Consider the following 25,052-nt stretch of genomic DNA (forward strand, 5'->3'; position numbering starts at 1 on the left):
CCACCCATACACCTCCGGCCCCGCGACCGGCTCAGCACCGCCGGGCGAGGCCCTCCGCGAGCCAGCGCGCCTGGGTCGCCGCCAGGTCCGGGCCGGTGGGCTGGGTCGCGTGGCTGATGACGAGCCGGACCAGGCCGTCGGCCAGCACCGACAGGTCCGGGTCCTCGCCGTGCAGTGCTGCGAGCTGGGCCGCGACCACCCCGACGCCCCGCTCGAGCACGACCTCCGGACTCGCCGTGACCACCGGGAGCAGGCTCTCGCCCCCGTCCGCCGTCAGGATCGCCTTGAGCAGGTCGTTCGACGCGCCGAACGCCAGCGCCGCGGCCACCCCGGCCACCGACCCCGCGACGAGGTCGTCCGGATGGGCCCGCAGCTCCCCGCAGACGACGGCGAGGAACGCGTCGGTCTCGCGGCCCACCAGCGCGTCGCCGAGGGCCGCCTTGGTGCCGACCGCGTTGTACAGGTGCTGGCGACTGATCCCGGCGCGGCTCGCGACGGCCCCCATCGTCACCGCCGACCAGCCCTGCGCGGTCGTGAGCTCGCGCGCGGCGTCGAGCAGCCGGGCGAGCAGCTCGGCCCGCGTGTCCTCGCGGAACGAGCCACCCGTCGTCATGAACCCGACCTTACAGAACCGAGCCAGACGACAACGGCGTTGACAAGTGAGCGACGAATGTCAACGATTCGACCTCATGACGACGACCGCCGAGCCGGCCGACGAGGACCGGGTGCTCAGCGAGGAGGAGTCCCGCGCGATCCGCCGCGGGGTCCCCCACCCGCGGGTTCCGATGCCCGTGGTGGCCCTGCCGACGCTCACCCTGTTCCTCGGATCGCTCGCCGCCTGGATCGGCGCGACGTGGTGGGTGCTGGCCGGCGAGGACCCGTGGCGCTACGCCGTGACGATCCCGGTGCACGCGATCGTCACCTTCACGATGTTCACGGTGCTCCACGAGACGATCCACCTCGCGGGCGGCCGGTCGCGGGCGGTCAACGAGGTGCTCGGTCGCCTGGCGATGCCCTTCGTCGTCGCGTGGGCGGCGTTCCCGCTCGTGCGCTACCTGCACATCGAGCACCACCGCAACACCAACGAGGACGTGACGACCGACCCCGACGCCTGGTCCTCCGCGGGCCCGCCGTGGCTCTGGCCGTTGCGCTGGATGACCCTCGACCTCTGGTACCTGCGCTTCTACGCCCCGCGCATCCCGGGCCGCCCGCGGTCGGAACTGGCCGAGCAGCTGGCCGTGTCCACGGTGGTGATCGGCGGGTTCGTCACGCTCGCGCTGACCGGTCACGGCTGGGAACTGCTGGTGATCTACCTGATCCCTCAGCGGATCGGCGTCGGCGTGCTCGTCTGGTGGTTCGACTGGCTGCCCCACCACGACCTCGAGGCGACCGCCCGGTCCGACCGCTTCCACGCGACCCGGATCCGCGTCGGCTGGGAGCGGATCATGAACCCGCTGATGCTCTACCAGAACTACCACCTGGTGCATCACATCCACCCGACGATCCCGTTCTACCGGTACGTGCAGGTCTGGCGGCGCTCCGAGTCCGACTGGCTCGAGCGCGACGTCCCGATCGTCACCGCGTGGGGCACCGAGCTCTCCGCCTCGGAGTACCGCGCCTGGCGGAACATCATCGCCACCTACGACCGCGACGCCGACCTGCCGCGCCTCCCCCACCGGCTGCGGGTCGAGGAGGTCCGGCGGCTGACCCCGGACGCCGTCTCGGTCACCTTCGCAGTGCCCGACGAGCTCCGGGAGGCCTACCGCTTCGCGCCCGGCCAGAACGTGACCGTGGCGGCGGAGATCGACGGCGAGGTCGTCCGGCGGAACTACTCGATCTGCACCGCCGCCGGGTCGGGCGTCCTGCGGATCGCCGTGCGCCGGGTCGAGGGCGGGCGCTTCTCCACCTGGGCGAACAGCGCACTGCGCGCCGGCGACGAGCTGGAGGTTACCCCGCCCGCCGGCTCGTTCACGGTCACCACCGACCGCCGGCAGGCACGCCACGTCGCCGCGATCGCCGCCGGCAGCGGGATCACGCCGGTGATCTCCGTCCTGACCAGCACCCTCGACGCCGAACCGCGCTCGCGCGCCACCCTGCTCTACGCCAACCGCGACGCCGAGCACACCATGTTCGACGACGAGCTCGCGATGCTCGTCCGCCGCTACGAGGGCCGGCTCACGGTGGTCCACCACCACTCGCGCGCGGCCTCGTCCCGACGGCGGGTCGTCCCCGGCCGGCTGGACCCGGATCGCCTCGCCGGGCACCTGGCGGACCCGGCCCTGCGCTCGGCGGACTGGTTCCTCTGCGGACCGGCCGCGATGCTCGACGACCTCGAGCCGGTCCTGCGGGAGCACGGCGTCACCGAGGTGCGGCGCGAGCTCTTCGTCGCCCCCGACGACGAGCCGGGCGACCTCGGCGACATCGTCCCCGCGACCGTCGCGGTGACCCGCGGCGGCGAGACCACGGAGGTGGCGAGCACCGGCACGGCGTCGCTGCTCGAGAGCGCGCTCGCCGCCGGGGTCGACGCGCCGTACCTGTGCGCGGGCGGCATCTGCGGCACGTGCGTCGCCACCGTGACGTGCGGGAGCGTCCACATGCAGCAGAACTACGCGCTCTCGCCGGCCGAGATCGAGGCCGGACGCGTCCTCACCTGCCAGGCGCGCCCGACCACCCCGGAGGTCGCGGTCGACTACGACCGCTGACCCCCGGGGTCAGCACGTCACGCGGACGCCTTGGCCTTCCGGCGCCACTGCGTCAGGGGACGCTCGGTGTAGCCGTTGGGCTCGGTCCCGCCGGTGAAGACGAGCTCGAGGGCGGCCTGGAAGGACTCGCTGCCCTCCAGGTCGGGTGCCATGGGCGGGTAGCCGTCCTGGCCCTCGTTCTGCTCGTCGACCAGGGCGGCCATGCGCGCGAACGTCTCGCGGACGGTCTGCTCGTCGACGACGCCGTGCTCGAGCCAGTTCGCGATGAGCTGGCTGGAGATGCGCAGCGTGGCGCGGTCCTCCATCAGGCCGACGCCCTCGAGGTCGGGCACCGTCGAGCAGCCGATCCCCATGCCGACCCAGCGCACGACGTAGCCGAGGATCGACTGCGCGTTGGTCTCCAGTTCGTGGCGCACGTCCTCCTCGGACAGCGTGCCGGGGTCGGAGAGCGGGAGCTCGAGCAGGTTGCGGCGGTCGGCCACGGGACGCTGTGCGATCTCGTCCTGGACGGCGTGCACGTCGACGCGCAGGTAGTGCAGCGCGTGCAGCGTCGCGGCGGTCGGCGAGGGCACCCACGCCGTGTTGGCCCCGGCCTTCGGGTGGCCGATCTTCTGCTCGAGCATCTCGGCCATCGCGGCGGGCTTGGCCCACATGCCCTTGCCCACCTGGGCGTGGTGCTCGAACCCGGCGGCCAGGGCGACGTCGACGTTGCGGTCCTCGTAGGTCTGCAGCCAGGTCGTGGACTTCATGTCGCCCTTGCGCAGGACCGGCCCGGCCGCGAAGCAGGTGTGGATCTCGTCGCCGGTCCGGTCGAGGAAGCCGGTGTTGACGAAGATGACGCGGTGGGCGGCGGCGCCGATGCAGGCCGACAGGTTCGTCGTCGTCCGCTTCTCCTCGTCCATGATGCCGATCTTGAGCGTGTTCGTCTCCAGCCCGAGGGCCTCCTCGACCGCCGCGAACAGCTCGACGGTCAGCGCGACCTCCGCCGGCCCGTGCTGCTTGGGCTTGACGAGGTAGAGGCTGCCGGCGCGGGAGTTCGTGTGGGGGCCGAGCCCGCGCAGGTCGTACAGGCCGGCGACGGCGCACACGAGCGCGTCGAGGACGCCCTCGTTGGTCTCCTCCCCGTCGCCGGTGAGCACCGCGTTCGTCGTCATGTGGTGGCCGCAGGTGCGCACGAGCATCAGCGAGCGACCCGGCAGGGTCAGGGAGGACCCGTCGGCGCCGGTGTACTCGCGGTCCGGGTGGACCCGCCGCGTGACGGTCTCGCCGCCCTTGGAGAACTCCGCGACCAGGTCGCCGGTCATCAGGCCGAGCCAGGTGCGGTAGGCCAGGGCCTTGTCCTCGCCGTCGACCGTGGCGACCGAGTCCTCGAGGTCGACGATCGTGGTCACCGCCGACTCGAGCACGACGTCACTGACGTCCGCGTGGTGCTGGCGGCCCACCTGCGTGGACGGGTCGATCACGAGGTCGGCGTGCAGTCCGTTGCGGACCAGCAGCACGCTGCCCTTCCCGTCGCCGTCGGGGGCGTTGAACCCCGCGAACGCCGAGGGGTCGGAGAGGCCGACGGTGCCGTCGGCGGTGTCGGCGGCGAATCCGTCGGCCGAGGGGCGGTACGCGGTGACGTCGGCGTGGCTGCCGCGCTCGAGCGGGAACAGCTCGTCGAGGAGCTGGTCGGCCGCCTCGATGACCTGCGCGCCGCGCTTCTCGTCGTAGCCCTTCGCGAGCTCGTGGTCCTGGGGCAGCGCATCGGTGCCGTAGAAGGCGTCGAACAGCGAGCCCCAGCGGGCGTTCGCGGCGTTGAGCGCGAAGCGCGCGTTCGTCGACGGCACCACCAGCTGCGGGCCGGGCACCTCCGCGATCTCCGGGTCGACCCGGTCGACGTCGATCGTCGGGACGCTCGACGGCTCCGGCTCCAGGTAGCCGAGGTCGGTCAGCAGCTTCTCGTAGTCGTCGCGGGAGCCCGCCCCGTGCTGCCGGTGCCAGGCGTCGATCTTCTCCTGCAGGTCGTCGCGCTCGGCCAGCGCCGACGCGATCCGCGGCGCGAACCGCTCCTGCAGGTCGGCCAGCGTCGACCAGAACTGCTCGGGGGTGATCTCGACCTGGGCCAGGAGCTCGTCCTCGACGAACGCCCGCAGGTGCTCGTCGACCTGCAGCCCGGACCGCTCGGACATCTCGGACACTGACGGACCGCCTCTCTCGCGTGCTGGGCTCATCAGCACGTCTGTTCCCCGCTCACGGCCCGGACTACTCGGGCGACGGCGGGTCCCCGACCTACCGGTCGGCGCGGTACCCGCGCCGGAGGATGTCGCGCGCCCCGTCGGCCTGCCGCGAACCCGCGGGGCAGGTCGACCCGAGCCAGGCCAGCATGGCCGCACACCCGAGGAGGTCGTGGGCCGTCACGTCCGCGCGGGCCACCCCGGCCCGCCGGGCGTCGGCGAGGAACTGCTCGGTCGCCACGAGCATCTCCGCGCACACGGAGCCGAGCGGCGTCGGCTCCGCGTCCTCGAGCGCACCGACGAGCGGACCGGACAGGCCGCGGTAGGTCGCGATGTGCCGCTCGACCTCGCTCAGCCAGGCGTCGAGCCGGTCGGCGACGTCGACCTCCCGGGCCACCCGGTCGCGGGCCGCGGCGAGCTCGTCGTTCTCGATGCGCAGGACCTCGGCGAGCAGGCTCTCGCGGTCGGGGAAGTGCCGGTAGAGCGTGCCCGGACCGACGCCGGCGTCGCGGGCGATGGCCTCCAACGAGGTCGTGATGCCCTGCCGGCGCACGTGCTGCCGCGCGACGGCGACGAGCAGGTCCCGGTTCTTCCGGGCGTCCGCGCGCATGGGTCGCTCGGTGCTCGCCATCGACCCCTCCTCCACCGCGTCCGCCGGACCCACCTTAGCGGAGGCGGCCTCCGTGTACGCTGAACCGGAGGGTGCCTCCGCTCGACCGGCGTCGGCATCCGGTCGTTGCCTCCGGCGAGCACGAGAGGACCACCATGGCCCCGTCCGTCCCGATCTCGATCCTGGACCTCGCCCGGGTCCGCCCCGGCGAGAACGCCGCGGAGGGCATCGCCCGCAGCGTGCGTCTCGCGCAGACCGCGGACGGCCTGGGCTACCGCCGGATCTGGATCTCCGAGCACCACAACATGCCCGGCCTCGCGTCCTCGGCGACCGCCCTCTACATCCAGCACATCGCCGCCCACACCACGAACGTGCGGGTCGGGTCCGGCGGGATCATGCTGCCGAACCACTCCCCGCTGGTGATCGCCGAGCAGTTCGGCCTGCTCGAGACCCTCTTCCCCGGACGGATCGACCTCGGCCTGGGACGCGCGCCCGGCACCGACGGGCCCACCATGGCGGCGCTGCGCCGCGACGCCCGCGCCTCCGAGCACTTCCCCTCCGACATCGTCGAGCTGAACGGCTATCTCACCGGCGCGACGAAGGTGGCCGACGTCAACGCCTACCCGCACAGCAGCACCGGCGTCCCGCTCTACGTCCTCGGGTCGTCGCTCTACGGCGCGCAGCTGGCCGCGCACCTCGGCCTGCCCTACGCCTTCGCCTCCCACTTCGCGCCCGACGACCTCGAGGTGGCGGCCCGGACCTACCGCGCCCGCTTCGACCCCGCCGGCCCCCTCGCCGGCCCGGGCGCGGCGCCGCACTTCATCGCGGCGGCCAACGTCATCGCCGCCGACGACGCCGACACCGCGGCCGAGCAGTACCGGAAGACCGAGCTGGAGTGGCTGCGCTCCATCCTCGGCCGTGGCCGGGACCTGACCGACGAGCAGCTGGCCGTGCTCCGCGACCACCCCCAGGGACGGCAGGTGCTCGGCATGCTGCGCCGCACCCTCGTCGGGACCGGCCCCGAGGTCGTCGCCGGGCTCGACGCGCTGGCCGAGGAGGTCCGCGCCGACGAGCTCATCGTCGTCAACGCCGCCGTCGAGGAGCAGCACCAGCACCGCACCCTCGAGCTCCTCGCGCCGGGCACCGACCAGCGGGACCACGACCGGTCGGCCCTCACCGCGGCCGGCGTGTGACGCGCGACGACGGCTGAGCCCTCCACGGAGGACCCACCCGTCGTCGATCCGCGCTCGCCGTCATCGTTCCTCGACGGTGAGCACGATCTTGCCCTGCAGGTGGCCCGCCGCGGCGCGCTCGTGTGCAGCGGCGGCCTCCGTGAGCGGGAACGTGCTGTCGAGGGCCACGCGCAGGACCCCCTCGTCGAGCAGCCCGGCGAGGCGGGTCAACTGGGCCCCGTCGGCCCGGACCTGGGTGGCCGAGACCGTCACACCGGCGGCCGCGACCTCGTCGGGATCGTACTCGGCGACGTACACGGGGAACAGGGCGCCGCCCCGCCGGAGGGTGCGCAGGAACCGGCCGCTCGTCGGCCCGCCGACGAGGTCGAGGACCAGGTCGGCGTCGGACACGGCCTCCTCGGGGCGCCCGGCCGTGTAGTCCACGAACTCCGCGCCGAGCCCCCGCAGGAAGGCCTCGTGCCGACCCGACGCGATCGCGACGACGCGGGCGCCCCGCCACACCGCGAGCTGCACCGCGAGGTGGCCGACTCCTCCGGCCGCCCCGTTGACGACCACGGTGGTCCCGCGTCCGAGCGGCACCGGGGCGTGTCGCGCCTCCTGGAACGGGGACGGGTGGTCGTGCCCGACCTCGACGAGGAACTGCCAGGCCGTCAGGCCCGCCATCGGCAGCGCCGCCGCGTGGGCGTGGTCGAGGCCCGCGGGCTTCCGGGCGAGGTCCCCGACGGGGGCCGTGACGTACTCCGCGTACGCACCGGCGGCCATCGGCTCGGGGAAGCGCAGGAGCCCGAGGACCTCGTCGCCCACGGCGAACCCGGTGACGTCGTCCGCGACCGCGGCGACCACCCCGGAGACGTCCGTGCCGAGCGTCAGCGGGAGCTCCATCGACGGACGCAGGTGCGCCGGGACGTCGGGCATCCCCGCCCTCAGGTACCAGTCGGGCGGGTTCACCCCCACCGCGTGGACGGCGATCAGCACCTCCCCCGCCGCCGGGGTCGGCACGGGCACGCGCTCGGCATGCAGCACCTCCGGGCCGCCGAACTCGTCCTGCCGGACCGCCGTCATGGTCGTCGACATGCTCCACCTCGTCGTCCGTCCGTCGCCCCGCGGAAGCGGAGCAGTGCTCAGCTTATTCGGAGCAGTGCTCCGTGTGTCAAGCTGGGTGGGTGCGCGCGGATGCGAGGAAGAACTACGACCACCTCCTCGAGGTCGCCCGCGGGATCGTGGCCGAGCACGGCGCGGACGCCTCGCTGCGCGACATCGCCCGGACGGCGGGGGTGGGCCTCGGCACCCTCTACCGCCACTTCCCGACCCGGGAGGCGCTGCTCGAGGCGCTGCTGCGCAGCAGCTTCGCCGCCCTGACGGCGCGCGCCGTCGACCTCGCCGGCACCCTCCCGCCGGGCGAGGCCCTCCTGTCCTGGACGCGCGAGTGCACCCGGTTCACCACGACCTACCACGGCGTGACCCAGGTGATGGTGGCCGCGATCGAGGAGCCGGACTCGGCCCTGCACGCGTCGTGCGTCGAGCTCCGCGCCGCCGGGGCCCGGCTGCTCCGGCGCGCGCAGGAAGCGGGCGACGCCCGGGACGGCATGGACGGCACCGATCTCTTCGCCCTGATCGCCGGCCTGGCCTGGCTCGGCGACCAGGCCGCCCTCGCGGACCGCGCCGAGCACCTGTTCGAGGTGATCGCGGTGCCGGCACTGCGCGCCCGGCCCGTCGTCGGGGAGACGGTCTGACGGACCGGCCCGACCGCCGGCACCGACGGTCGATCCGCCGGCAGCCCGATTGCCGGTCCCGATCATGAGGGCACTCCGCGCCCTGAGCGCGGTCCCCGGACGTGCGGCCGCTCAGCAGCCGTCGTCGACCCCCGGGTCGGCGGTGGGTCGGAACGGACGCCCGGGCGGAGCCGGAGCGGACGTCCGGCGGGCCGGTGGCCGGCGCCGGGGTTCGACGAGCGCGCGAGGCAGGGCCGGGAGGAGGCCGATCCGGTCGCCGGCCCCCTCGGGGCAGCGCCACCTCGCGTCGGCGAGGTCCCAGTGGCACCGGGCCGTGTGTCGGTGGGCGCCGCAGTGGACCGGGGCGGGGGCAGGGCGTTCGGTGGTGGTCATCGAGGTTCTCCGATCAGGGGGGCGGCTCAGGAGTCGGTCGTGGTGGCGCGGGTGGAGAGCGCGGTCTCCACGGGTCCGCCGGTCCAGGGCGGGTTGGCGCGGATGAGGTGCTCGCGTCCGAGGAAACGGCGGCTCAGGTCGGCGGGGAGCCCGTCGAACGGGGAGCGCTGCGAGCGGTGCAGGGCGATCGCGGCCGTGCGGGAGGCCAGGTACGCCCCGGTGTCGACGAGCGTGGTGACGAGGTCGTCCGGGGTGCCGATCTCGGGGAGCTCGGTGTAGGCGGCCGCGTGCTGGTCGCCGGCGTGGTGGCGGATCCACTCGTACATCAGGGAACGGGGAAGGCACTGCAGGTACAGCGGCGTCGGGCCGCCGACCAGGAGGCCCTCGAGCACCTGCCGCAGGCGTCGGTGGTCGCGGTGCCCGTCGCCCCCGTCGAGCGTGACCACGACGTCGGCGCGGTGTCGCGCGAGGGCGTCGGCGACGGCGTCGGTGAGCGCCTGCCCGGAGACCCCGCACAGGCTGTCCGGGGCGGGCTCGCCGTCCATGCCGGAGTCGGTGAGGTCACCGACCTCGACCTCCGCGACGCCGAGGGCCGAGGCCGCGGCGCGCAGCTCGTCCTCGCGCAGCGCACCGACGCCGCGCGGGGCGTCGAGATCGTCGGCGATCTCGCCCGCCTCCCCACGGGTCAGGCAGGTCACCACGGTGTGGACGCCCCGGTCGGCGGCGTACAGGAGCAGAGAGCCGCACCCGAAGGTCTCGTCGTCGGGGTGGGCGACCACGACGTGCAGCCGGGTCGTCACGAGAGCCCCGCCAGGAAGGTCCTGATCTCGCGGGTGATCCCGGCGGGGACCTCGAACATCGGGAAGTGGCTGCGGGCCTCGAGGCGGACCGGGGAGAACCACGGGTGGGTCGCGGCGTAGGCCTGCTGGGCGGCGAGGTAGGCGTCGTCGGCGGGCAGGGCGTAGAGATGCAGGGTCGGGCAGGGGCCGAGCGCGGCCAGCGCGTCGAGCGGGACCGGTGTGGCGGCGAAGCCCGCCGCGATCTCCCGGCCGGCCCGCTGCCGTACGCGATCCTGTGCCTGCTCAGGGTGCGCAGCTGGACGACCTACGAGCTGGCGAAGCAGGTCCAACGCAGCCTGAGCTGGTTCTGGCCGCGCGCCGAACGCAAGCTCTACGAGGAGCCGAAGCGCCTGGTGGCCGACGGCCTCGCCACCGCCTCGGCGGAGAGCACCGGGAAGCGCCCGAAGACCGTCTACGCCATCACCGACGCGGGGCGGGACGAGCTGCGGAGGTGGCTCGACGAGCCCTCGGCCCCTCGAGCCGGCGAGTTCGAGGCCATGATCAAGGTGTTCTTCGCCGACGCCGGCTCGATCGACCAGCTGCGCACGACCTTGCGGCGGGTCGCCGAGGAGGCGACGCAGCGCATCGAGGCGCTCGGGGAACTGACCGCCGGGATCGCCGTCGAGCCGACCTTCCCCGAGCGCCTGCACCTCAACGCGCTCACCGTCCGGCTCCAGCTCGACCAGGAACTCAGCATCCTCGACTGGGCCCGGTGGGCGGACGCCCAGGTCGCGAGCTGGGCCGCGACCGACGACCCCGGGGACTGGGACACCCGCGCCCAGCTCGCCGCGACCGTCGCGGACTGCCGCACCGCGAGCCGCGCCGTCGGTCCTTGACTTCGAGCGCGCTCCACCTCCTAGCGTCGGTGGGCGTGCACACCCCTCCTGCCGGACCGGCTCGGTGACCGGTCGTGCGGACGAGCGGACCGACGACGCCCCGCGGTGGGCGTTCGGAGCCGTGTCCCTCTCCCTGCTCGTCCTCGGCGCCGCGGCCGGGGCCCCCGCTCCCCTGTACGTCGCCTACGAGCACCGGTACGGGATCTCGCCCTCCGGTCTGACCGGGGCCTTCGCGATCTACATCGTGCCGCTCGCGGCCATGCTGCTGATCGGTGGCCGACTCTCCGACCATCTCGGTCGGCGTCCGGTCGCCGCCGTGGCGCTGCTCCTCGACGCCGTCGCGTGCGGGGTCTTCACCCAGGTGGACTCGAGCGGGGTGCTCCTGCTCGCCCGCAGCATCCAGGGTCTCGCCACCGGCCTCGGGCTGGCGGCGATCGCGGCGTTCGTCGTCGACCTCGGTCCGCCGCGGCGTCCCGGGCTCGCCGGAGCGGTGGCCGGCGCCGCGGCCCCGGGCGGGCTCGCGACCGGTGCCCTCGTCTCCGGCGTCCTCGTCGCCGTCGGCCCCGCTCCGCTCGTGCTGGTCTACCTGGTGTTCGCGGGACTGCTCGCCCTCGCGGCGGTCGCGGTCCTCCTCGCCCCGGAGACGGCTCGGCCGGGGCCGGGCGCCCTGCGCTCGCTCCGTCCGTCGTTGCACGTCCCGGCCGGGGCGGGTCCCCTGTTCGCCACCGCCTGCCTCTGCTTCGTCGCGAGCTGGGCGCTGGCCGGCTACTACCAGGCGCTGGGGCCGTCCGTCGCCGCCGACGTCCTCGGGGCGACGAACCCGCTGGTCGGCGGCCTCGTCCTGGCCAGCCTCACCGGGACGTCCGGGATCGCCGGCCTGGCCGTGAGCGGCCTCCCCCACGACCGGGTCATGCTGGGGGGCCTGGCGGCCCTCCTGCTGGGCGTCAGCGGCGTCGTGGGCTCCGCCGTCGCCGGCTCCACCGCGGGCTTCTTCGTGGCCTCGGTCGTGGCCGGGGTCGGGTTCGGCGCCTCGTTCACCGGGGCGATGCGCTGGGTCCTCGCCGACCGGTCGACGTCCGAGCGGGCCGGGCTCCTCGCGGCCGCCTACCTGGTCAGCTACATCGGCTCCGCCGTCCCGAGCTACCTCGTCGGCTTCCTGGTCCCCGCCTGGGGGCTCCTCGGCTCGACCGTGGCGTACGGCGCCCTCGTCGCCGCGCTCGCCCTCGTCAGCGCGGCCGCGGCCCTCACCCTGCGCACCCGGACCCGGGCCCGGGCGTGAGCCCCGGGCTCAGGCGCGGTCGAGCCGCGGGACGACGATCTCCTGGACGACCAGCAGCACGGCGGCGGCGACCGGGATGGCCACCACGGCACCGATGACGCCCAGCAGCGCACCGCCGATGAGCACCGCGACCACGGTGAGCACCGCGGGGACGTCCACCGTCCGGCCCATGATCTTCGGCATCAGCAGATAGTCCTCGACGAGCTTGTACGCGACGAAGAACCCGGCCGTGGCCAGCGCGACGGGGACGGAGACGGTCAGCGCCACCAGGGTGGTCACGACGCCACCGATGACGGCCCCGACGACGGGGACCAGGTCCAGCAGGGCGACCAGCACCGCCAACGGCAGCGCGAAGGGCACCCCGAGGATCAGCAGCCAGACGAACGTGGCCGCGCCGGCGATCACCGACATCACCACGTTGCCCAGCACGTACCCCCCGAAGCGCACGCAGATGGCGTCGCCGATCAGGACGGCGCGCGGCCGCCGCGAGGCCGGCGCCAACCGGTAGGCCGTGCGGCGCATGGCGGGCAGCGTGGCCAGGAAGTACACGGTGAGCACGACCACCACCAGGGTGTCGCCGAGGCCGCTCAGGACGGCCAGCCCCGCTCCGAGCAGCCCGTCGACCAGCGTCGAACCGTCGCCGGCGAGGGCCTGCTGCAGGTACTGCTGCAGTCCGAACCGGGCGTCGAGCTGCCCGAGGGTCGAGCTGCGGTCCTGCAGCAACGCCAGGTAGCGCGGGGACTGCTCGAGGAGACCGACCGCCTGCGCGACGAGCGGAGGGACGGCCAGGGCCAGGAAGCCGCCCACGACCACCACGAACCCGACGCAGACGAGGGTGACCGCGAGCCCGCGTCGGAGGCCGCGACGGGCCAGCCAGGAGACGGCCGGCTCCAGCCCGAGCGCGACGAACAGGGCGACCCCGATGAGGATCAGGACGTGCGCCGCGAGCGTGACCAGTCCGACCAGGGCGACCACGACCGCCACGCCGAGGGCCGCGCCGAGGCCGACCAGGAACGGTGAGCGGCGGTCGAGCGGTGCCCCCAGGGGGCCGAGGGGTTGCTGCGTCGTGCTCGACCGCGCGGCCTCCGCCTCCGCCTCGGCGATCGGCCCCTCCGTGTCGAGATGGGGCTGGGCCACCGAGGCGTGGTGCGCCCGTTCTGCCTCGGCGGTCGCGGCGCCGCCCCGCGTCCTCCCGGTGTGTCGGGCTGTCGCCGGGGGTGGCCCCGCGTCGTCCGGGCGGGACCCCCAGGAGCGTGTCCCGGCCCTCACGGGCGACCCGCCGGCTCGGCCTGCTGCGGCGGCCGGACGGGCTCGGGACGCGAGGAGCCGACCCACCGGACGGTCGGCCTCGACCGGGTCCCGGCCCCCCGGTCCCGACCGTGCCGGCCGCCGCTCGTCACAGCTTCTCGACGATCACGTCGAGCGGGCTGATCTCGGGCGGCGACGCGAAGAGCTCGTCGCTCCGCTCACCGAGCGCCTTCCCCACCGCGCCGCCCAGGTGCGCCTCGCGGGCGGAGTCGTCGGGGAAGGCGTCGATGATCCCGAAGGTGGAGGCGTCGAAGCGGACCGCGAACCAGGGATAGGTACCGGGTTCCTCCTGCACCAGGGGCAGCGCGGAGCGCAGGAACTCCTCGACCGCGTCCTCCTTGCCGGGCCTGGCCACGAGCTTCACGAGCAACGCCTTGGTCGCCATCGATGGTCTCCTCGGGTGACGGGGTTCGGATCACCGACTCTGCCGGGCCGGTGCGGACACCCGCCTCGCCCGCGGGAGTCGAAGCCGCGGACGATCGTTCGACCTCGCGGGGCAGGGCGCCCGGGTCGGGGCGGACGCGCGAGGCGCACCGGCCGTCAGCTCCGACCGGTGGTCCGGGCCAGGTGTTCGTGGGCGAGGCGGACCGCCATCGCCCCCTCGCCGACCGCCGACGCCACCCGCTTGACCGAGCCGCTGCGGACGTCGCCCGCGGCGAACACGCCGGGGACGTCGGTCTCCAGCATCGCCGGTGGGCGTCGCGGGTCGTCGCCGTCGCCGTCGGGGGCGGCAGAGCCGGTGCGGACGTATCCGCCGTCGTCGAGCGCGACCGCCCCGCTCAGCCAGCCGGTGCACGGATCGGCCCCGATGAACACCATGAGCTCGCGGGCCGGCAGCTCCGTGCGCCTCCCGTCCGCGGTGTCCTCCACGACCACCGCCTCGAGCCGACCGTCGGCACCCTCGAGCTCGCGCACCTCGCTGTGCAGGTGCACCTCGATCCGCGGGTCGCGCAGGATGCGGTCGCTCAGGTACCGCGACATGTACTCGTCGAGGGACTGCTCGCGGACGACCAGCCCGACCGACCGGGCGTGGTCGGCGAGGAAGAGGGCGGCCTGGCCCGCGGAGTTCCCGCCCCCGACCACCACGACCGGGTCGGCCGCACACACCTGGGCCTCGACCAGGGTCGCGGCGTAGTAGACGCTCGTCTGCTCGAACTCCTCGAGTCGCGGGACCGGCAACCGGCGGTATCGGCACCCGGTCGCGATGACGAGGGTGCGCGCGGAGATCGCTCCCCCCTCCGACAGCCGGACGACGGGATGCCCTTCCGCCACGTCGAGCGTGACGACGTCGGCGGGGACGGTCGCGGTCGCGCCGAACTTCCGGGCCTGCACCTCGGCCCGCTCGGCGAGCTCGGCCCCGGAGACGCCGGCGGGGAAGCCGAGGTAGTTCTCGATGCGGGACGACCGCGCCGCCTGACCGCCGATCGCGACCGCGTCGAGGAGCTGGGTGGACAGCCCCTCGGAGGCCGCATACACGGCGGCCGCGAGCCCGGCCGGCCCGGCGCCGACGACGAGCAGGTCGCACAGCCGCGCCGCGGACCGGTCGGGACGGCGCCCGACGAGGGAGGCGAGCTCGGCCGTGTCGGGGTTGCGCAGGACCCGGTCCCGCCAGAGCACCACCGGGGTCTCGGCCGCCGTGATCCCGAGCGCCCGCAGCAGGGACTCGGCCTCGGCGTCGGTCTCGACGTCGACGAAGCGGTGCGGCAGCCGGTTGCGCGCCGCGAACTCCCGCAACCGGCGCGTGTCCGGCGAGTACCGGGAGCCGATGATGCGGAATCCCAGGCCCTCGCCGATCGCGAGCGTGCGCCGGACCAGGTAAGCCCGCAGGACCTCGTCCCCGAACGCCTGCTCCCGGACGAGGAGGTCCCGCAGGCGGTCCGCGGGGACGTCGAGCACCTCCCCGGGCTCCAGCACGACCGTCGAGAAGAAGGCGACCTCCCCGGTCAGCAGGCCGAGCTCCCCGAGGAACCGTCCGGCTCCGTGGACGCGGACCACCCGCGCCGCCGGGGTCCCGAGCGCCTCGACCACGGCGACCCGACCCGACGTCACCACGAGGAAGGACTCCTCGGGGCGTCCCTCGGTGTGGAGCACCTCCCCGCGGTGGGTCGGCCGGCGCGACCCGTAGCCGTCCAGCACCCGGATCCGGTCCTCGGACAGTCGGGGGAAGGCGCCGCTCAGATCCGGGGTCTCGTCCGGCGGGGCGGTGGCGAGCAACCGCTCCACGCCCTCGGCGGCCGCCGTCGTGGGGGTCATGCGAACGCCTCGTCGACGTAGCACCAGCGCCACCGCTCCCCCGGCTCCGCGGAGCGCACGATCGGGTGCCCGACGAGGCCCGCGTGGGCGCGGGCGTGGCGCATCGGTGAGGAGTCGCAGCACCCGACCTGCCCGCACGTCAGGCAGAGGCGGAGGTGCACCCAGCGGGTGCCGAGGCGCAGGCACTCCTCGCACCCGTCGGTCCGTGGGGCCACGTCCCGGATCCAGCCGAGGTGGGGGTCGGCGACGACACCGCGGGGGACGGTCATCGCCGACCTCCCCGGCCCGACGTCGGTCCTGGTCCGGTCGGGTGCGCCGGCAGCGGTGTCACGAGCGACTCCTGGGGTGTGGAGGGGCGGGCGGCCACCGTCACACCACGGCGTCGCGGCCGAACCGGTCCCGCGGAGGAGAACCCGGGGCGTCGGGTGGGCCCGGTGGGCCGGTCCGACGGCGGAGTCGGGGCGGCGCCGACCTCGTGGGGCGATCCGCCGTGGCGAGGTTGCACCTGCGGGACCGGTTCGACGGGACGTGCGAGGGGAGCACGGTGGCTGCGCCCTGCAGCCGTCGGGGCACCACCGCGAGCAGTGCGACTCCACCAGGAGGCCACGACATGGGACGCGCCGCAGGCATCGACCTCGGGACCACGAACTCGGTGATCACCGCCTGGGAGGGCGGCGCCTCCGAGGTGGTCCCGAACGCCGAGGGAGCACGGACCACGCCGTCGGTGGTCGCGTTCACCGACAGCGGGGAACGCCTGGTCGGGCAGCTCGCCCGCCGGCAGGCGATCCTCAACCCCCGGGGCACGGTGCACTCGGTCAAGCGCTTCATCGGACGCCGCTTCGACGAGGTGACCGAGGAGGCCGACCAGGTCACCTACGACGTGGTGGCCGACGAGAACGGCAACGCGCGGATCCGGATCCGGGACAGGACGTACGCCCCGGAGGAGATCAGCGCGATGATCCTCCGCAAGCTGGCCGACGACGCGGGCCGCCAGCTGGGCGAGAAGGTCGACAAGGTCGTCATCACCGTGCCGGCCTACTTCAACGACGCCCAGCGCACGGCGACCCGCGACGCCGGCCGGATCGCCGGCCTCGAGGTGCTCCGCATCATCAACGAGCCGACGGCGGCGGCACTGGCCTACGGGATGGACCGGCGCCGGAACGAGACGGTGCTGGTGTTCGACCTGGGCGGCGGCACGTTCGACGTCAGCATCCTCGACGTCGGCGACGGGGTCGTCGAGGTGCGCGCCACCGCCGGCGACACCCACCTCGGCGGGGACGACTTCGACCGCCGGATCGTCGACGAGCTCGCGGACGGGTTCCGGTCGGACAACGGCATCGACCTCCGCAGTGACCCGCAGGCCCTGCAGCGGCTCTACGAGGCGGCCGAGAAGGCCAAGGTCGAGCTGAGCTCCGTCACGCAGACGCAGGTCAGCCTGCCGTTCGTCACGGCGGACGCGACCGGACCCAAGCACCTCACCACGACCCTGATGCGGTCGACCTTCGAGCGGCTCACCGAGGACCTCGTCGACCGCACGATGGGGCCGGTGCAGCAGGCCATGGCCGACGCCAAGGTGACGGCGGACGACATCGACGAGGTCATCCTCGTCGGCGGCTCCAGCCGGATACCGGCCGTGCAGGCGCTCGTGCGCCGGCTCACCGGCGGGCGGGACCCGAACATGAGCGTGAACCCCGACGAGGTGGTCGCCGACGGTGCCGGGACCCAGGCGGGCGTGCTCACCGGCGACGTCTCGGACGTGCTCCTGCTCGACGTCACGCCCCTCTCGCTCGGGGTGGAGACCCAGGGCGGCGTCATGACGAGGATCCTGGAGCGCAACACCACGATCCCGGCACGGGGCAGCGAGACCTTCTCCACGGCGGCCGACGACCAGCCCGCGGTCGACGTGGTGGTGTTGCAGGGCGAGCGCGAGCGCGCTGCCGACAACCGCGTGCTCGGCCGCTTCCAGCTCGGCGACATCCGGCCGGCGCCTCGGGGCGAGCCACAGGTCGAGGTCACCCTGGACGTGGACGCCAACGGCATCCTCAACGTGACCGCGCGGGACCGCGACACCGGCGCGGAGCAGGGGATCACGATCTCCGAGAGCTCCAACCTGGACCAGTCCGAGGTGGACCGGATGGTCGCGGAGGCGGAACGGAACCGGACCTCCGACCAGGAGCTGCGACGCGACGTCGACGCCCGCAACACCCTCGACGCCGTCGCGCACCAGGTGCAGCGCCTCCTCGACGACCTGGGCGACGGCGCCCCGCCGCACGAGCGGGCGCGTGCCGAGATGCTCGTCGCCGACGCCCGGACGGCGGTGCAGGAGGAGGCGCCGCGCGACCGGGCCGAGGAGCTGACGAGCGAGCTGCAGGGCGTGCTCGCCGGCCTCCAGGCCGCGGTGGCCGGGCGGGGTGACGGCTCGTCGGCCCGGGCGACCGCGGGTGCCACGGCGGGCCCGACGGGCGGCGGCAGCGGGGGCGGCAGCGACGACGACGTGATCGACGCCGAGTTCGATCGCACCTGAGCCGCACACGATGACCTCCCCGACGTCCGGGACCGACCCGGGACCGACCGACGACGACGAGGGGGACGAGGACCGGCGCGCACCGGACGGTGGCGTCGAGCCCGGTCCCTCCTCCGCCGAGCTCGAGGACCGCTGGCGGCGGGCCGTCGCGGACCTGGACAACCTGCGCAAGCGGCACGCCCGGGCCCTCGTGCGGGAACGCGCCCTCGAGCGCGAGCGCGTGGCCGCGGCGTTCCTCCCGGTGCTGGACAACCTGGACCTGGCCCTGCAGCACGCGCAGGGCGACGCGGGGGCCGTCGTCGACGGCGTCCGTGCCGTCCGCGAGCAGGCGGCGGCGATCCTCGCCGGGCTGGGCTACCCCCGCCAGGACGACACCGGCGTGCCGTTCGACCCGGCCCGCCACGAGGTGGTGGGCGTGGTCGCCCCCGGAGGCGACCACGGGGACGACGCCGGCGGCGACCCCGGGCCCGGACGCGTCGTGGACGTGGTCCGACCCGGCTACGGCACCCCGGAGCAGCAGCTGCGGCCGGCCTCGGTGACCGTCACCGGGCCGGCGGAGGGGTGAGCGGGGATGGCCCGCGACTTCTACGAGGTGCTCGGCGTCCCCCGCGACGCCGGGAGCGAGGAGATCCAGCAGGCCTTCCGCCGGCTGGCCCGCGCCCACCATCCCGACGTCAACCGGGATCCGGCGGCGGAGGAACGGTTCAAGGAGATCAACGAGGCCTACCGCGTCCTGTCCGACCCCGAGCAGCGCCGGAAGTACGACCGCTTCGGGGACGACTACCGCGCGGTCCCCGACGACTGGGAGCAGACCGTCGGTGCCGGGGTGGGCGGCCGCGCGGGCGGACGGTCGCGCCCCGGATCCGCGTCCGGTTTCCGCTCGGCGGGCTTCGACGACCTCGGCGGGGACATCGACATCGACCTCGAGGACCTCCTCGGTGGCATGTTCGGTCGGGGGCGTGCGCGGTCCGGGCCGATCGCCGGCGCCGACCAGGAGGCGGAGCTGCCCCTGACCGTGGAGGAGGCGTACCGCGGCGGTTCCCGCCCGGTGACGCTGACCGGGACGGCCGGACCCCGCACCTACACCGTGCGGATCCCGCCGGGCGTGACCGACGGGCAGCGCATCCGGCTGGCCGGCGAGGGCGGCCGCGGCACCGGAGGAGGCGAGCCGGGCCACCTCTACTTCGTCGTGCGGCTCCTCCCCCATCCCCGGTTCCAGGTGGAGGGGCGCGACATCGACGTCGACCTGCCGCTCGCGGCGTGGGAGGCCGCGCTCGGCGGGAGCGTGCCGGTCCCCACGCCCGCGGGCGGGACGAAGGTCGAGGTCCCGCCGGGCTCGTCGACCGGGCGCCGCCTGCGGCTGCGGGGACAGGGCATGCCGAACCCACGGGGGACGCCGGGCGACCTGTACGCCGAGATCGAGGTCATGGTCCCGCCCCGGCCGACCGACGCCGAGCGGGACCTCTTCACCCGCCTGGCCGAGGTCTCCGACTTCGATCCGCGGCGTGACGCACGACGAGGTGAGCCATGACGGAGAGGCGGTACGCGATGACACGGTCGCGGGCGGCCGGGACCCCGCAGCGGTTGAGCCGCGAGGAGTTCTGCCGGCGCAGCGGGATGCACCCCGAGCTGGTAGGGCGCTTCGTCGCCCTCGGGCTGGTGCAGGCGGTGCGGGCCGACGGCGAGCTGCGGTTCCCGCCGGGTCAGGTCGCCGTCGTCGCGCGCATCGAGCGCCTCCGGCAGGGGCTCGGGCTGAACTACGCCGCGATCGGACTGGTCGGTGACCTGCTCGACCGCATCCAGGAGCTGGAAGTCCGACTGCGGGAAGGGAGCAGCTGATGGACCTGAACCGACTGACCCAACGGTCCCAGGAGGCGTTGTCCGCCGCCCAGGACCTCGCCACCCGCGCCGGCCACACCGAGGTCGACGGCGAGCACCTGCTGCTCGCCCTGCTCGAACAGCCCGAGGGGCTGGTGCCCCGCCTGCTCACCGGCACGGGCGTCGAGGTGGCCCGCCTGCGCGAGGACCTCGACGCCGCGCTGGCCCGCAAGCCGAGGACGACCCGCCCGGCCGCGTCCCCGGGCCAGGTCTCGGTCACGCAGGCCCTCGCGCGGGTCCTGGAGGCGGCCGAACGCGAGGCGGCTCGGCTCACCGACGAGTACGTCTCCGTCGAGCACCTGCTGGTCGCCCTCGCCGAGGGCGGGACGGGCACGGGTCGCCTCCTGGCCCGGTACGGGGTCACCCGCGACCGTGTCCTCGCCGAGCTCACGACGATCCGCGGCAACCAACGGGTCACCTCGGCGAGCCCGGAGGCCACCTACGAGGCCCTCACCAAGTACGGCCAGGACCTCGTCGCGAACGCGCGGACGGGCCGGACGGACCCCGTCATCGGGCGCGACGCCGAGGTCCGCCGGGTGATCCAGATCCTGTCCCGGAAGTCGAAGAACAACCCGGTGCTGATCGGCGACCCGGGCGTGGGGAAGACCGCGATCGTCGAGGGGCTCGCGCAGCGCATCGCGCACGGCGACGTCCCGGAGGGTCTCGTCGACCGCACGCTCTTCGCCCTGGACATGGGTCTGCTGATCGCCGGCGCGAAGTACCGGGGCGAGTTCGAGGAGCGGTTGCAGGCCGTCCTCTCCGAGATCCGGGCGGCCGAGGGCCGGATCCTGCTGTTCGTCGACGAGATGCACACCGTCGTCGGCGCAGGCGCCGCCGAGGGCTCGATGGACGCGAGCAACATGCTCAAGCCGATGCTCGCCCGCGGCGAGCTGCACATGATCGGGGCGACGACGCTCGACGAGTACCGCAAGTACGTCGAGTCCGACGCCGCGCTGGAGCGTCGCTTCCAGCCGGTCCACGTCGACCAGCCCTCCATCGAGGACACCGTCTCGATCCTGCGTGGCCTGCGCGAGCGCCTGCAGGTGTTCCACGGGGTGCGGATCCAGGACGGGGCGCTGGTGGCCGCCGCGACCCTCTCCGACCGCTACCTGACCGAACGCTTCCTCCCGGACAAGGCGATCGACCTCGTCGACGAGGCGTGCGCCCGGCTCCGCACCGAGATCGACTCGATGCCCGCCGAGCTGGACGGGATCACCCGTCGGGTCACCCGGCTGGAGATCGAGGAGGCGGCGCTGGCCCAGGAGACGGACGCCGCGAGCGCGTCCCGCCTGGCGGAGCTGCGTCGCGAGCTGGCCGACCTGCGCGCCGAGGCCGACGCCATGCGCGCGCAGTGGGAGGCCGAGCGGCGGGCCATCAGGCGCGTCCAGGAACTGAGGGCGGAGCTGGAGCAGGTCCGCCGTGAGGCCGAGGAGGCCGAGCGCACCTACGACCTCAACCGTGCCGCCGAGCTGCGCTACGGCCGGCTCGTCGAGCTGGAGCGCCGGCTGGCCTCCGAGGAGCAGCACCTCGCGACGAAGCAGGGTGGTCGGCGTCTGCTGCGCGAGGAGGTCACCGCGGAGGAAATCTCCGAGATCGTGTCCGCGTGGACGGGCATCCCGGTCAGCCAGGTCACCGAGGGCGAGCGGGAGAAGCTCCTGCGGCTGGAGAAGATCCTGCACAGCCGGGTGGTCGGGCAGGACGAGGCGGTCCGGGCGGTGTCCGACGCGATCCTGCGGGCCCGCTCCGGGATCAAGGACCCCCGGCGCCCGACCGGCTCGTTCATCTTCCTCGGCCCCACGGGCGTCGGGAAGACCGAGCTGGCCAAGACGCTGGCCTCGGCCCTGTTCGACTCCGAGGACAACATGATCCGCATCGACATGAGTGAGTACCAGGAGCGTCACACCGTGTCGCGCCTGGTGGGGGCCCCGCCCGGGTACGTCGGCCACGACGAGGGCGGCCAGCTCACCGAGGCGGTCCGCCGGCGGCCCTACGCCGTGGTGCTGTTCGACGAGATCGAGAAGGCGCACCCCGACGTGTTCAACACGCTGCTGCAGGTGCTCGACGACGGGCGCCTGACCGACGCGCAGGGCCGTACCGTCAACTTCCGCAACGCCGTCGTGATCATGACCTCCAACATCGGGTCGCAGTACCTCATCGAGGGGGTGACCCCGAGCGGGGAGCTGACCGAGGACGCGCGCGTGGAGGTGCTGTCCGAGCTGCGCGCTCACTTCCGCCCCGAGTTCCTCAACCGCGTCGACGACACCGTGCTGTTCACCCCGCTCGTGCCCGGGCAGATCACCGAGATCGTGGACCTGATGCTCACCGAGCTGCGGGCCCGGCTGGCCGAGCGCCACATCGGGTTGCGGGTGACCGACAAGGCGCGCGCCTTCGTCGCGCGCGAGGGCTACGACCCGGTGTACGGGGCGCGACCCCTGCGCCGCTTCATCGCGCGGGAGGTGGAGACGAGCGTCGCCCGGGCGCTGGTGGCGGGCGAGGTCGTCGACGGCTCGACGATCGACGTCGACGTCCGCGACGGGCGACTCGTCGTCAGCCACGACGCCCCCACGCGGACCGACGAGGTCGTGGTGCCGGTATGACGGCGGGAGCGGTGCGCAGCGCGGTGGTGACCTGCCCGAACTGCAGCACGCGCAATCGGGTGCCCGCGGTGGGTGACGGGCGGCCGACGTGCGGGAACTGCCACGCGCACCTGCCGTGGATCGCCGAGGCGGGCGACGCCGACTTCGCCGAGGTCGCCGAGCGGGCGCCCACGCCGGTCCTGGTCGACCTGTGGGCCACGTGGTGCGGACCCTGTCGCATGGTGAGCCCGGCCCTGGAGCAGCTCGCCACCGAGCGCGCCGGTCGGATCAAGCTCGTGAAGGTCGACGTCGACGCCAACCAGGAGGTCGCCCGGCGCTTCGAGATCATGGCGGTCCCCACCCTGCTCGTCCTGAGCGGGGGCGAGGTCGTCGCCCGCCAGGCCGGTGCGGCGCCGCTCCCGGCGCTGCGCGCCTGGCTGGACGGCGCACCTGGCGTCGACGTCGGGGAGGCCGCGGCGACCCGACCGTCCACGGAGGCGTGACCGACGGGACGGGCCGCACCGCCCGCCGACGGAGACGGGGCGCGTCGGCTCCCCGGCGTCCACGCGAGGCATGCTGGGCGACGTGCCGCAGCGTGTGCTGGTCGCCGACGACGATCGGGCCATCCGCGAGTCCCTCGCCCGCGCCCTCGAGCTCGAGGGCTACGACGTGGTGCCCGTGGTCGACGGGGTCGAGTCGCTGACCCGGGTCCGCCACGAGACCTTCGACGCCCTCGTCCTCGACGTCATGATGCCGGGCGTCGACGGCCTCGCGGTGTGCCGCGTACTGCGCGCCGAGGGCGACCGCACCCCCGTCCTGATGCTGACCGCGCGCCAGGAGACCGCCGACCGGGTGGCCGGGCTCGACGCGGGCGCCGACGACTACCTGCCCAAGCCCTTCGAGCTCGACGAGCTGCTGGCACGCCTGCGCGCCCTGCTGCGCCGGGCCGCCTTCCTGACGACCGGTGAGATCGACGACCGCGGGTCGCTGAAGGTCGGTGCGCTGCACGTCGATCCCGCGGCGCGCCGAGCCTGGTGGGCCGACGCGGAGCTGGCCCTGTCCAAGACCGAGTTCGACCTGCTGGAGCTGCTCGTGCGCAACGAGGGCATCGTGCTCGACCACACGACGGTCTACGAACGCATCTGGGGCTACGACTTCGGGGCGGACTCCAAGAACCTCGCGGTGTACGTCGGCTACCTGCGTCGCAAGCTCAGCGCGGTCGGGGCTCCCGCTCTGATCCACACCGTGCGCGGGGTCGGCTACACGGTGCGTCGGCCGTGAGTCTGCGGACGCGGTTCGCGCTGGCGTTCGCCCTGGTCAGCGTCGTGGTGGCCGGTCTGGTCGGGGTGCTGAGCTACCACGCGGCGGCCGAGCGGATCACCCAGGCGACCGACACGACCCTCGGCGCGGCCACCACGGCGGTCGCCGACGGGCAGACCGGCGTCCTCGCCCCGATCGCGCCGCCGCCCTCGGACGACGACCCTCGTCCGGGCCCGGGACGCGGGCCCGGTCGGGGGGACGACCACGGCCGGTTGCAGGAGCTCGTCGGGCGCCGCATCGCGCCGGACGGCACGGCGACCTTCCTCGGCGGGCGCGACGTCGCGATCCCCGTGACGGACACCGCCCGCGCCCTCGCGGCCACGTCGGTCCCGGGGGTCACCAACACCGTCGAGACCACCGTCGGGGACGACACCTACCGCGTGCTCACCACCTCCGAGGGCGGCGGTCGGGGTGCCTGGCAGGTGGCGATGGACGTCGACCTCAGCCACCGCGTGCTGCGCGGCATGGCGAACGAGATCGCGCTGGTGAGCCTCGGCGTGCTGGTGGTCGCGGCCGGGGCGGGCTGGCTCCTGGCGCGGCGCATCACCCGACGGCTCGAACGGCTGACCGGGCTCGCCGAGCAGGTGACGGCCCGCGGCGGCACGTCGGCGGAGATGCCGGTCGAGGGCCGCGACGAGGTCGGACGGCTCTCCGCCTCCTTCACCACGATGGTCGGCCGACTCGCGGCGTCGCGGGAGGCGCAGGACCGGCTCGTGCAGGACGCCGCCCACGAGCTGCGCACCCCGTTGACCAGCCTGCGGACCAACACGAGCGTGCTGCGGCGGTTCGCCGAGCTCTCCCCCGAGGCGCGGGAACGGCTGCTCGCCGACGTCCAGGGCGAGACCCGCGAGCTCTCCCACCTGGTCGACGAGCTGGTCGCCCTCGCGCTCTCCGGCGGCGACACCGAGGACCCCGAGGAGACGGTGGATCTCGACGCGGTGGTGCGGCGGGCGACGGCGCGCGTCGGCCGGCGTACCGGCCGGGACGTCACGGTGACCTCGGACGGGTCGGTGGTGCGCGGTTTCCCGGCCGCGCTGGAGCGGGCGGTCGGGAACCTCCTGGAGAACGCCGCCAAGTTCGACGCCTCCGGGCAGGCGCTCGAGCTCCGGGTCCGGGCCGGGGGCGTGACGGTCCGCGACCACGGGCCGGGCATCGACGTCGGCGACGTCGAGCGCGTCTTCGACCGCTTCTACCGCGCCCCCGCGGCCCGCGGGCTGCCCGGCTCCGGGCTCGGCCTCGCGATCGTGCGCGACGTGGCGGAGCGGCACGGCGGGACGGCGTTCGTGACCGCCCCTGCCGGCGGCGGGGCCCAGGTCGGCTTCACGGTCGCGCCGGAGCGGCTCTTACCCGACTCCGAAGCGGGCCACGTCGGCGCTTCACCGCAGGACACGACCGTGGGTGGCACCTGATCGA

23 protein-coding genes are annotated in these 25,052 nt (G+C 74.3%); 13 read left to right on the forward strand and 10 right to left on the reverse strand.

The annotated features are described in order from the left end of the window. Positions 1-31: 31 nt before the first annotated feature. Positions 32-613 carry a TetR/AcrR family transcriptional regulator gene (locus tag QSK00_RS25910; RefSeq protein WP_285595601.1) on the reverse strand — a complete coding sequence of 194 codons (582 nt, stop codon included), beginning with the start codon at positions 611-613 and terminating at the stop codon, positions 32-34. A 76-nt stretch (positions 614-689) separates the two neighbouring features. On the opposite strand from QSK00_RS25910, the gene QSK00_RS25915 reads away from it, so the two are divergent. Continuing rightward, on the forward strand, positions 690-2,702 hold the full coding sequence (locus tag QSK00_RS25915; RefSeq protein WP_285595603.1) for a fatty acid desaturase: 2,013 nt from the start codon (positions 690-692) through the stop codon (positions 2,700-2,702). Between the two features lie 17 nt (positions 2,703-2,719). Here QSK00_RS25915 and QSK00_RS25920 read toward each other — a convergent pair whose 3' ends face one another. After that, positions 2,720-4,873, reverse strand: a complete 2,154-nt coding sequence (locus tag QSK00_RS25920) for a malate synthase G (protein WP_285595707.1) — start codon at positions 4,871-4,873, stop codon at positions 2,720-2,722. 100 nt (positions 4,874-4,973) lie between these two features. Then, the gene (locus tag QSK00_RS25925) at positions 4,974-5,549 is read right to left on the reverse strand and encodes a TetR/AcrR family transcriptional regulator (RefSeq protein WP_285595604.1); all 576 of its coding nucleotides are present in this window, start codon (positions 5,547-5,549) and stop codon (positions 4,974-4,976) included. A gap of 134 nt (positions 5,550-5,683) precedes the next feature. On the opposite strand from QSK00_RS25925, the gene QSK00_RS25930 reads away from it, so the two are divergent. Further along, the gene (locus QSK00_RS25930; RefSeq protein WP_285595606.1) at positions 5,684-6,721 is read left to right on the forward strand and encodes an LLM class flavin-dependent oxidoreductase; all 1,038 of its coding nucleotides are present in this window, start codon (positions 5,684-5,686) and stop codon (positions 6,719-6,721) included. Between the two features lie 60 nt (positions 6,722-6,781). Here the strand turns inward: QSK00_RS25930 and QSK00_RS25935 are convergent, their stop codons facing one another. After that, positions 6,782-7,795, reverse strand: a complete 1,014-nt coding sequence (locus tag QSK00_RS25935) for an NADP-dependent oxidoreductase (protein WP_285595608.1) — start codon at positions 7,793-7,795, stop codon at positions 6,782-6,784. A gap of 89 nt (positions 7,796-7,884) precedes the next feature. Between QSK00_RS25935 and QSK00_RS25940 the strand changes: the two genes are divergently transcribed. Then, on the forward strand, positions 7,885-8,454 hold the full coding sequence (locus tag QSK00_RS25940; protein WP_285595610.1) for a TetR/AcrR family transcriptional regulator: 570 nt from the start codon (positions 7,885-7,887) through the stop codon (positions 8,452-8,454). A gap of 398 nt (positions 8,455-8,852) precedes the next feature. Here QSK00_RS25940 and QSK00_RS25945 read toward each other — a convergent pair whose 3' ends face one another. Then, positions 8,853-9,626, reverse strand: coding sequence for a PIG-L deacetylase family protein (locus tag QSK00_RS25945; RefSeq protein WP_285595612.1), 774 nt, complete (start codon positions 9,624-9,626; stop codon positions 8,853-8,855). Next, on the reverse strand, positions 9,623-9,955 hold the full coding sequence (locus QSK00_RS25950; protein ID WP_285595614.1) for a hypothetical protein: 333 nt from the start codon (positions 9,953-9,955) through the stop codon (positions 9,623-9,625). Before QSK00_RS25950 ends, QSK00_RS25945 begins: the two co-directional genes overlap by 4 nt. On the opposite strand from QSK00_RS25950, the gene QSK00_RS25955 reads away from it, so the two are divergent. Beyond that, the gene (locus QSK00_RS25955; protein ID WP_285595616.1) at positions 9,914-10,501 is read left to right on the forward strand and encodes a PadR family transcriptional regulator; all 588 of its coding nucleotides are present in this window, start codon (positions 9,914-9,916) and stop codon (positions 10,499-10,501) included. The two genes, QSK00_RS25950 and QSK00_RS25955, sit on opposite strands and share 42 nt — an antisense overlap. Positions 10,502-10,565: 64 nt before the next feature. Next, entirely contained in the window at positions 10,566-11,780 is a 1,215-nt protein-coding gene (locus QSK00_RS25960) for an MFS transporter (RefSeq protein ID WP_285595618.1), read from the forward strand. A gap of 9 nt (positions 11,781-11,789) precedes the next feature. On the opposite strand, the gene QSK00_RS25965 is transcribed toward QSK00_RS25960, so the two are convergent. The 4 genes from QSK00_RS25965 to QSK00_RS25980 all read right to left on the reverse strand — a co-directional run bounded on the left by QSK00_RS25965 (position 11,790) and on the right by QSK00_RS25980 (position 15,610). After that, entirely contained in the window at positions 11,790-12,917 is a 1,128-nt protein-coding gene (locus tag QSK00_RS25965) for an AI-2E family transporter (RefSeq protein ID WP_285595623.1), read from the reverse strand. A 259-nt stretch (positions 12,918-13,176) separates the two neighbouring features. Beyond that, positions 13,177-13,473 (reverse strand): putative quinol monooxygenase, encoded by a 297-nt coding sequence (locus QSK00_RS25970; protein WP_285595625.1) that lies wholly within the window; start codon positions 13,471-13,473, stop codon positions 13,177-13,179. A 155-nt stretch (positions 13,474-13,628) separates the two neighbouring features. Beyond that, complete coding sequence (locus QSK00_RS25975) at positions 13,629-15,341, reverse strand: FAD-dependent oxidoreductase (RefSeq protein WP_285595626.1); 1,713 nt, start codon at positions 15,339-15,341, stop codon at positions 13,629-13,631. Then, entirely contained in the window at positions 15,338-15,610 is a 273-nt protein-coding gene (locus tag QSK00_RS25980) for a UBP-type zinc finger domain-containing protein (RefSeq protein ID WP_285595628.1), read from the reverse strand. The genes QSK00_RS25975 and QSK00_RS25980 overlap by 4 nt, the downstream gene beginning before the upstream one ends. A 341-nt stretch (positions 15,611-15,951) precedes the next feature. Between QSK00_RS25980 and dnaK the strand changes: the two genes are divergently transcribed. The 8 genes from dnaK (at position 15,952) to QSK00_RS26020 (ending at position 25,048) form a co-directional block, all read left to right on the forward strand. Then, positions 15,952-17,865 (forward strand): molecular chaperone DnaK, encoded by a 1,914-nt coding sequence (dnaK, locus tag QSK00_RS25985; protein WP_285595630.1) that lies wholly within the window; start codon positions 15,952-15,954, stop codon positions 17,863-17,865. A gap of 10 nt (positions 17,866-17,875) precedes the next feature. Beyond that, a complete protein-coding gene (locus tag QSK00_RS25990) occupies positions 17,876-18,430 on the forward strand; it encodes a nucleotide exchange factor GrpE (RefSeq protein ID WP_285595632.1) in 555 nt (184 codons plus the stop codon). A 6-nt stretch (positions 18,431-18,436) separates the two neighbouring features. Then, positions 18,437-19,396 (forward strand): DnaJ C-terminal domain-containing protein, encoded by a 960-nt coding sequence (locus QSK00_RS25995; protein ID WP_285595634.1) that lies wholly within the window; start codon positions 18,437-18,439, stop codon positions 19,394-19,396. Beyond that, a complete protein-coding gene (locus tag QSK00_RS26000) occupies positions 19,393-19,704 on the forward strand; it encodes a chaperone modulator CbpM (RefSeq protein ID WP_285595636.1) in 312 nt (103 codons plus the stop codon). Before QSK00_RS25995 ends, QSK00_RS26000 begins: the two co-directional genes overlap by 4 nt. Beyond that, positions 19,704-22,340, forward strand: coding sequence for an ATP-dependent chaperone ClpB (gene clpB / locus QSK00_RS26005; protein WP_285595638.1), 2,637 nt, complete (start codon positions 19,704-19,706; stop codon positions 22,338-22,340). Before QSK00_RS26000 ends, clpB begins: the two co-directional genes overlap by 1 nt. Beyond that, positions 22,337-22,822, forward strand: coding sequence for a thioredoxin (gene trxA, locus QSK00_RS26010; protein ID WP_285595640.1), 486 nt, complete (start codon positions 22,337-22,339; stop codon positions 22,820-22,822). Before clpB ends, trxA begins: the two co-directional genes overlap by 4 nt. A gap of 70 nt (positions 22,823-22,892) precedes the next feature. Then, the gene (locus QSK00_RS26015) at positions 22,893-23,600 is read left to right on the forward strand and encodes a response regulator transcription factor (RefSeq protein WP_285595642.1); all 708 of its coding nucleotides are present in this window, start codon (positions 22,893-22,895) and stop codon (positions 23,598-23,600) included. Beyond that, entirely contained in the window at positions 23,597-25,048 is a 1,452-nt protein-coding gene (locus QSK00_RS26020; RefSeq protein WP_285595644.1) for a sensor histidine kinase, read from the forward strand. Before QSK00_RS26015 ends, QSK00_RS26020 begins: the two co-directional genes overlap by 4 nt. Positions 25,049-25,052: the final 4 nt, after the last annotated feature.

It is taken from the genome of Actinomycetospora sp. NBRC 106378, from assembly GCF_030269685.1.
GTDB lineage: Bacteria > Actinomycetota > Actinomycetes > Mycobacteriales > Pseudonocardiaceae > Actinomycetospora.

Bases quoted from the DNA above. Each gene is read 5' to 3' on its own strand.
- QSK00_RS25930 (WP_285595606.1), top strand. From the start codon at position 5,684: ATGGCCCCGTCCGTCCCGATCTCGATCCTGGACCTCGCCCGGGTCCGC.
- QSK00_RS25920 (WP_285595707.1), bottom strand. From the start codon at position 4,873: ATGTCCGAGCGGTCCGGGCTGCAGGTCGACGAGCACCTGCGGGCGTTC.
- QSK00_RS25980 (WP_285595628.1), bottom strand. From the start codon at position 15,610: ATGACCGTCCCCCGCGGTGTCGTCGCCGACCCCCACCTCGGCTGGATC.
- QSK00_RS25910 (WP_285595601.1), bottom strand. From the start codon at position 613: ATGACGACGGGTGGCTCGTTCCGCGAGGACACGCGGGCCGAGCTGCTC.
- QSK00_RS25975 (WP_285595626.1), bottom strand. From the start codon at position 15,341: ATGACCCCCACGACGGCGGCCGCCGAGGGCGTGGAGCGGTTGCTCGCC.
- QSK00_RS25935 (WP_285595608.1), bottom strand. From the start codon at position 7,795: ATGTCGACGACCATGACGGCGGTCCGGCAGGACGAGTTCGGCGGCCCG.
- QSK00_RS26000 (WP_285595636.1), top strand. From the start codon at position 19,393: ATGACGGAGAGGCGGTACGCGATGACACGGTCGCGGGCGGCCGGGACC.
- clpB (WP_285595638.1), top strand. From the start codon at position 19,704: ATGGACCTGAACCGACTGACCCAACGGTCCCAGGAGGCGTTGTCCGCC.
- QSK00_RS25995 (WP_285595634.1), top strand. From the start codon at position 18,437: ATGGCCCGCGACTTCTACGAGGTGCTCGGCGTCCCCCGCGACGCCGGG.
- QSK00_RS26015 (WP_285595642.1), top strand. From the start codon at position 22,893: ATGCTGGGCGACGTGCCGCAGCGTGTGCTGGTCGCCGACGACGATCGG.
- QSK00_RS25925 (WP_285595604.1), bottom strand. From the start codon at position 5,549: ATGGCGAGCACCGAGCGACCCATGCGCGCGGACGCCCGGAAGAACCGG.
- QSK00_RS25990 (WP_285595632.1), top strand. From the start codon at position 17,876: ATGACCTCCCCGACGTCCGGGACCGACCCGGGACCGACCGACGACGAC.
- QSK00_RS25915 (WP_285595603.1), top strand. From the start codon at position 690: ATGACGACGACCGCCGAGCCGGCCGACGAGGACCGGGTGCTCAGCGAG.
- dnaK (WP_285595630.1), top strand. From the start codon at position 15,952: ATGGGACGCGCCGCAGGCATCGACCTCGGGACCACGAACTCGGTGATC.
- QSK00_RS25970 (WP_285595625.1), bottom strand. From the start codon at position 13,473: ATGGCGACCAAGGCGTTGCTCGTGAAGCTCGTGGCCAGGCCCGGCAAG.
- trxA (WP_285595640.1), top strand. From the start codon at position 22,337: ATGACGGCGGGAGCGGTGCGCAGCGCGGTGGTGACCTGCCCGAACTGC.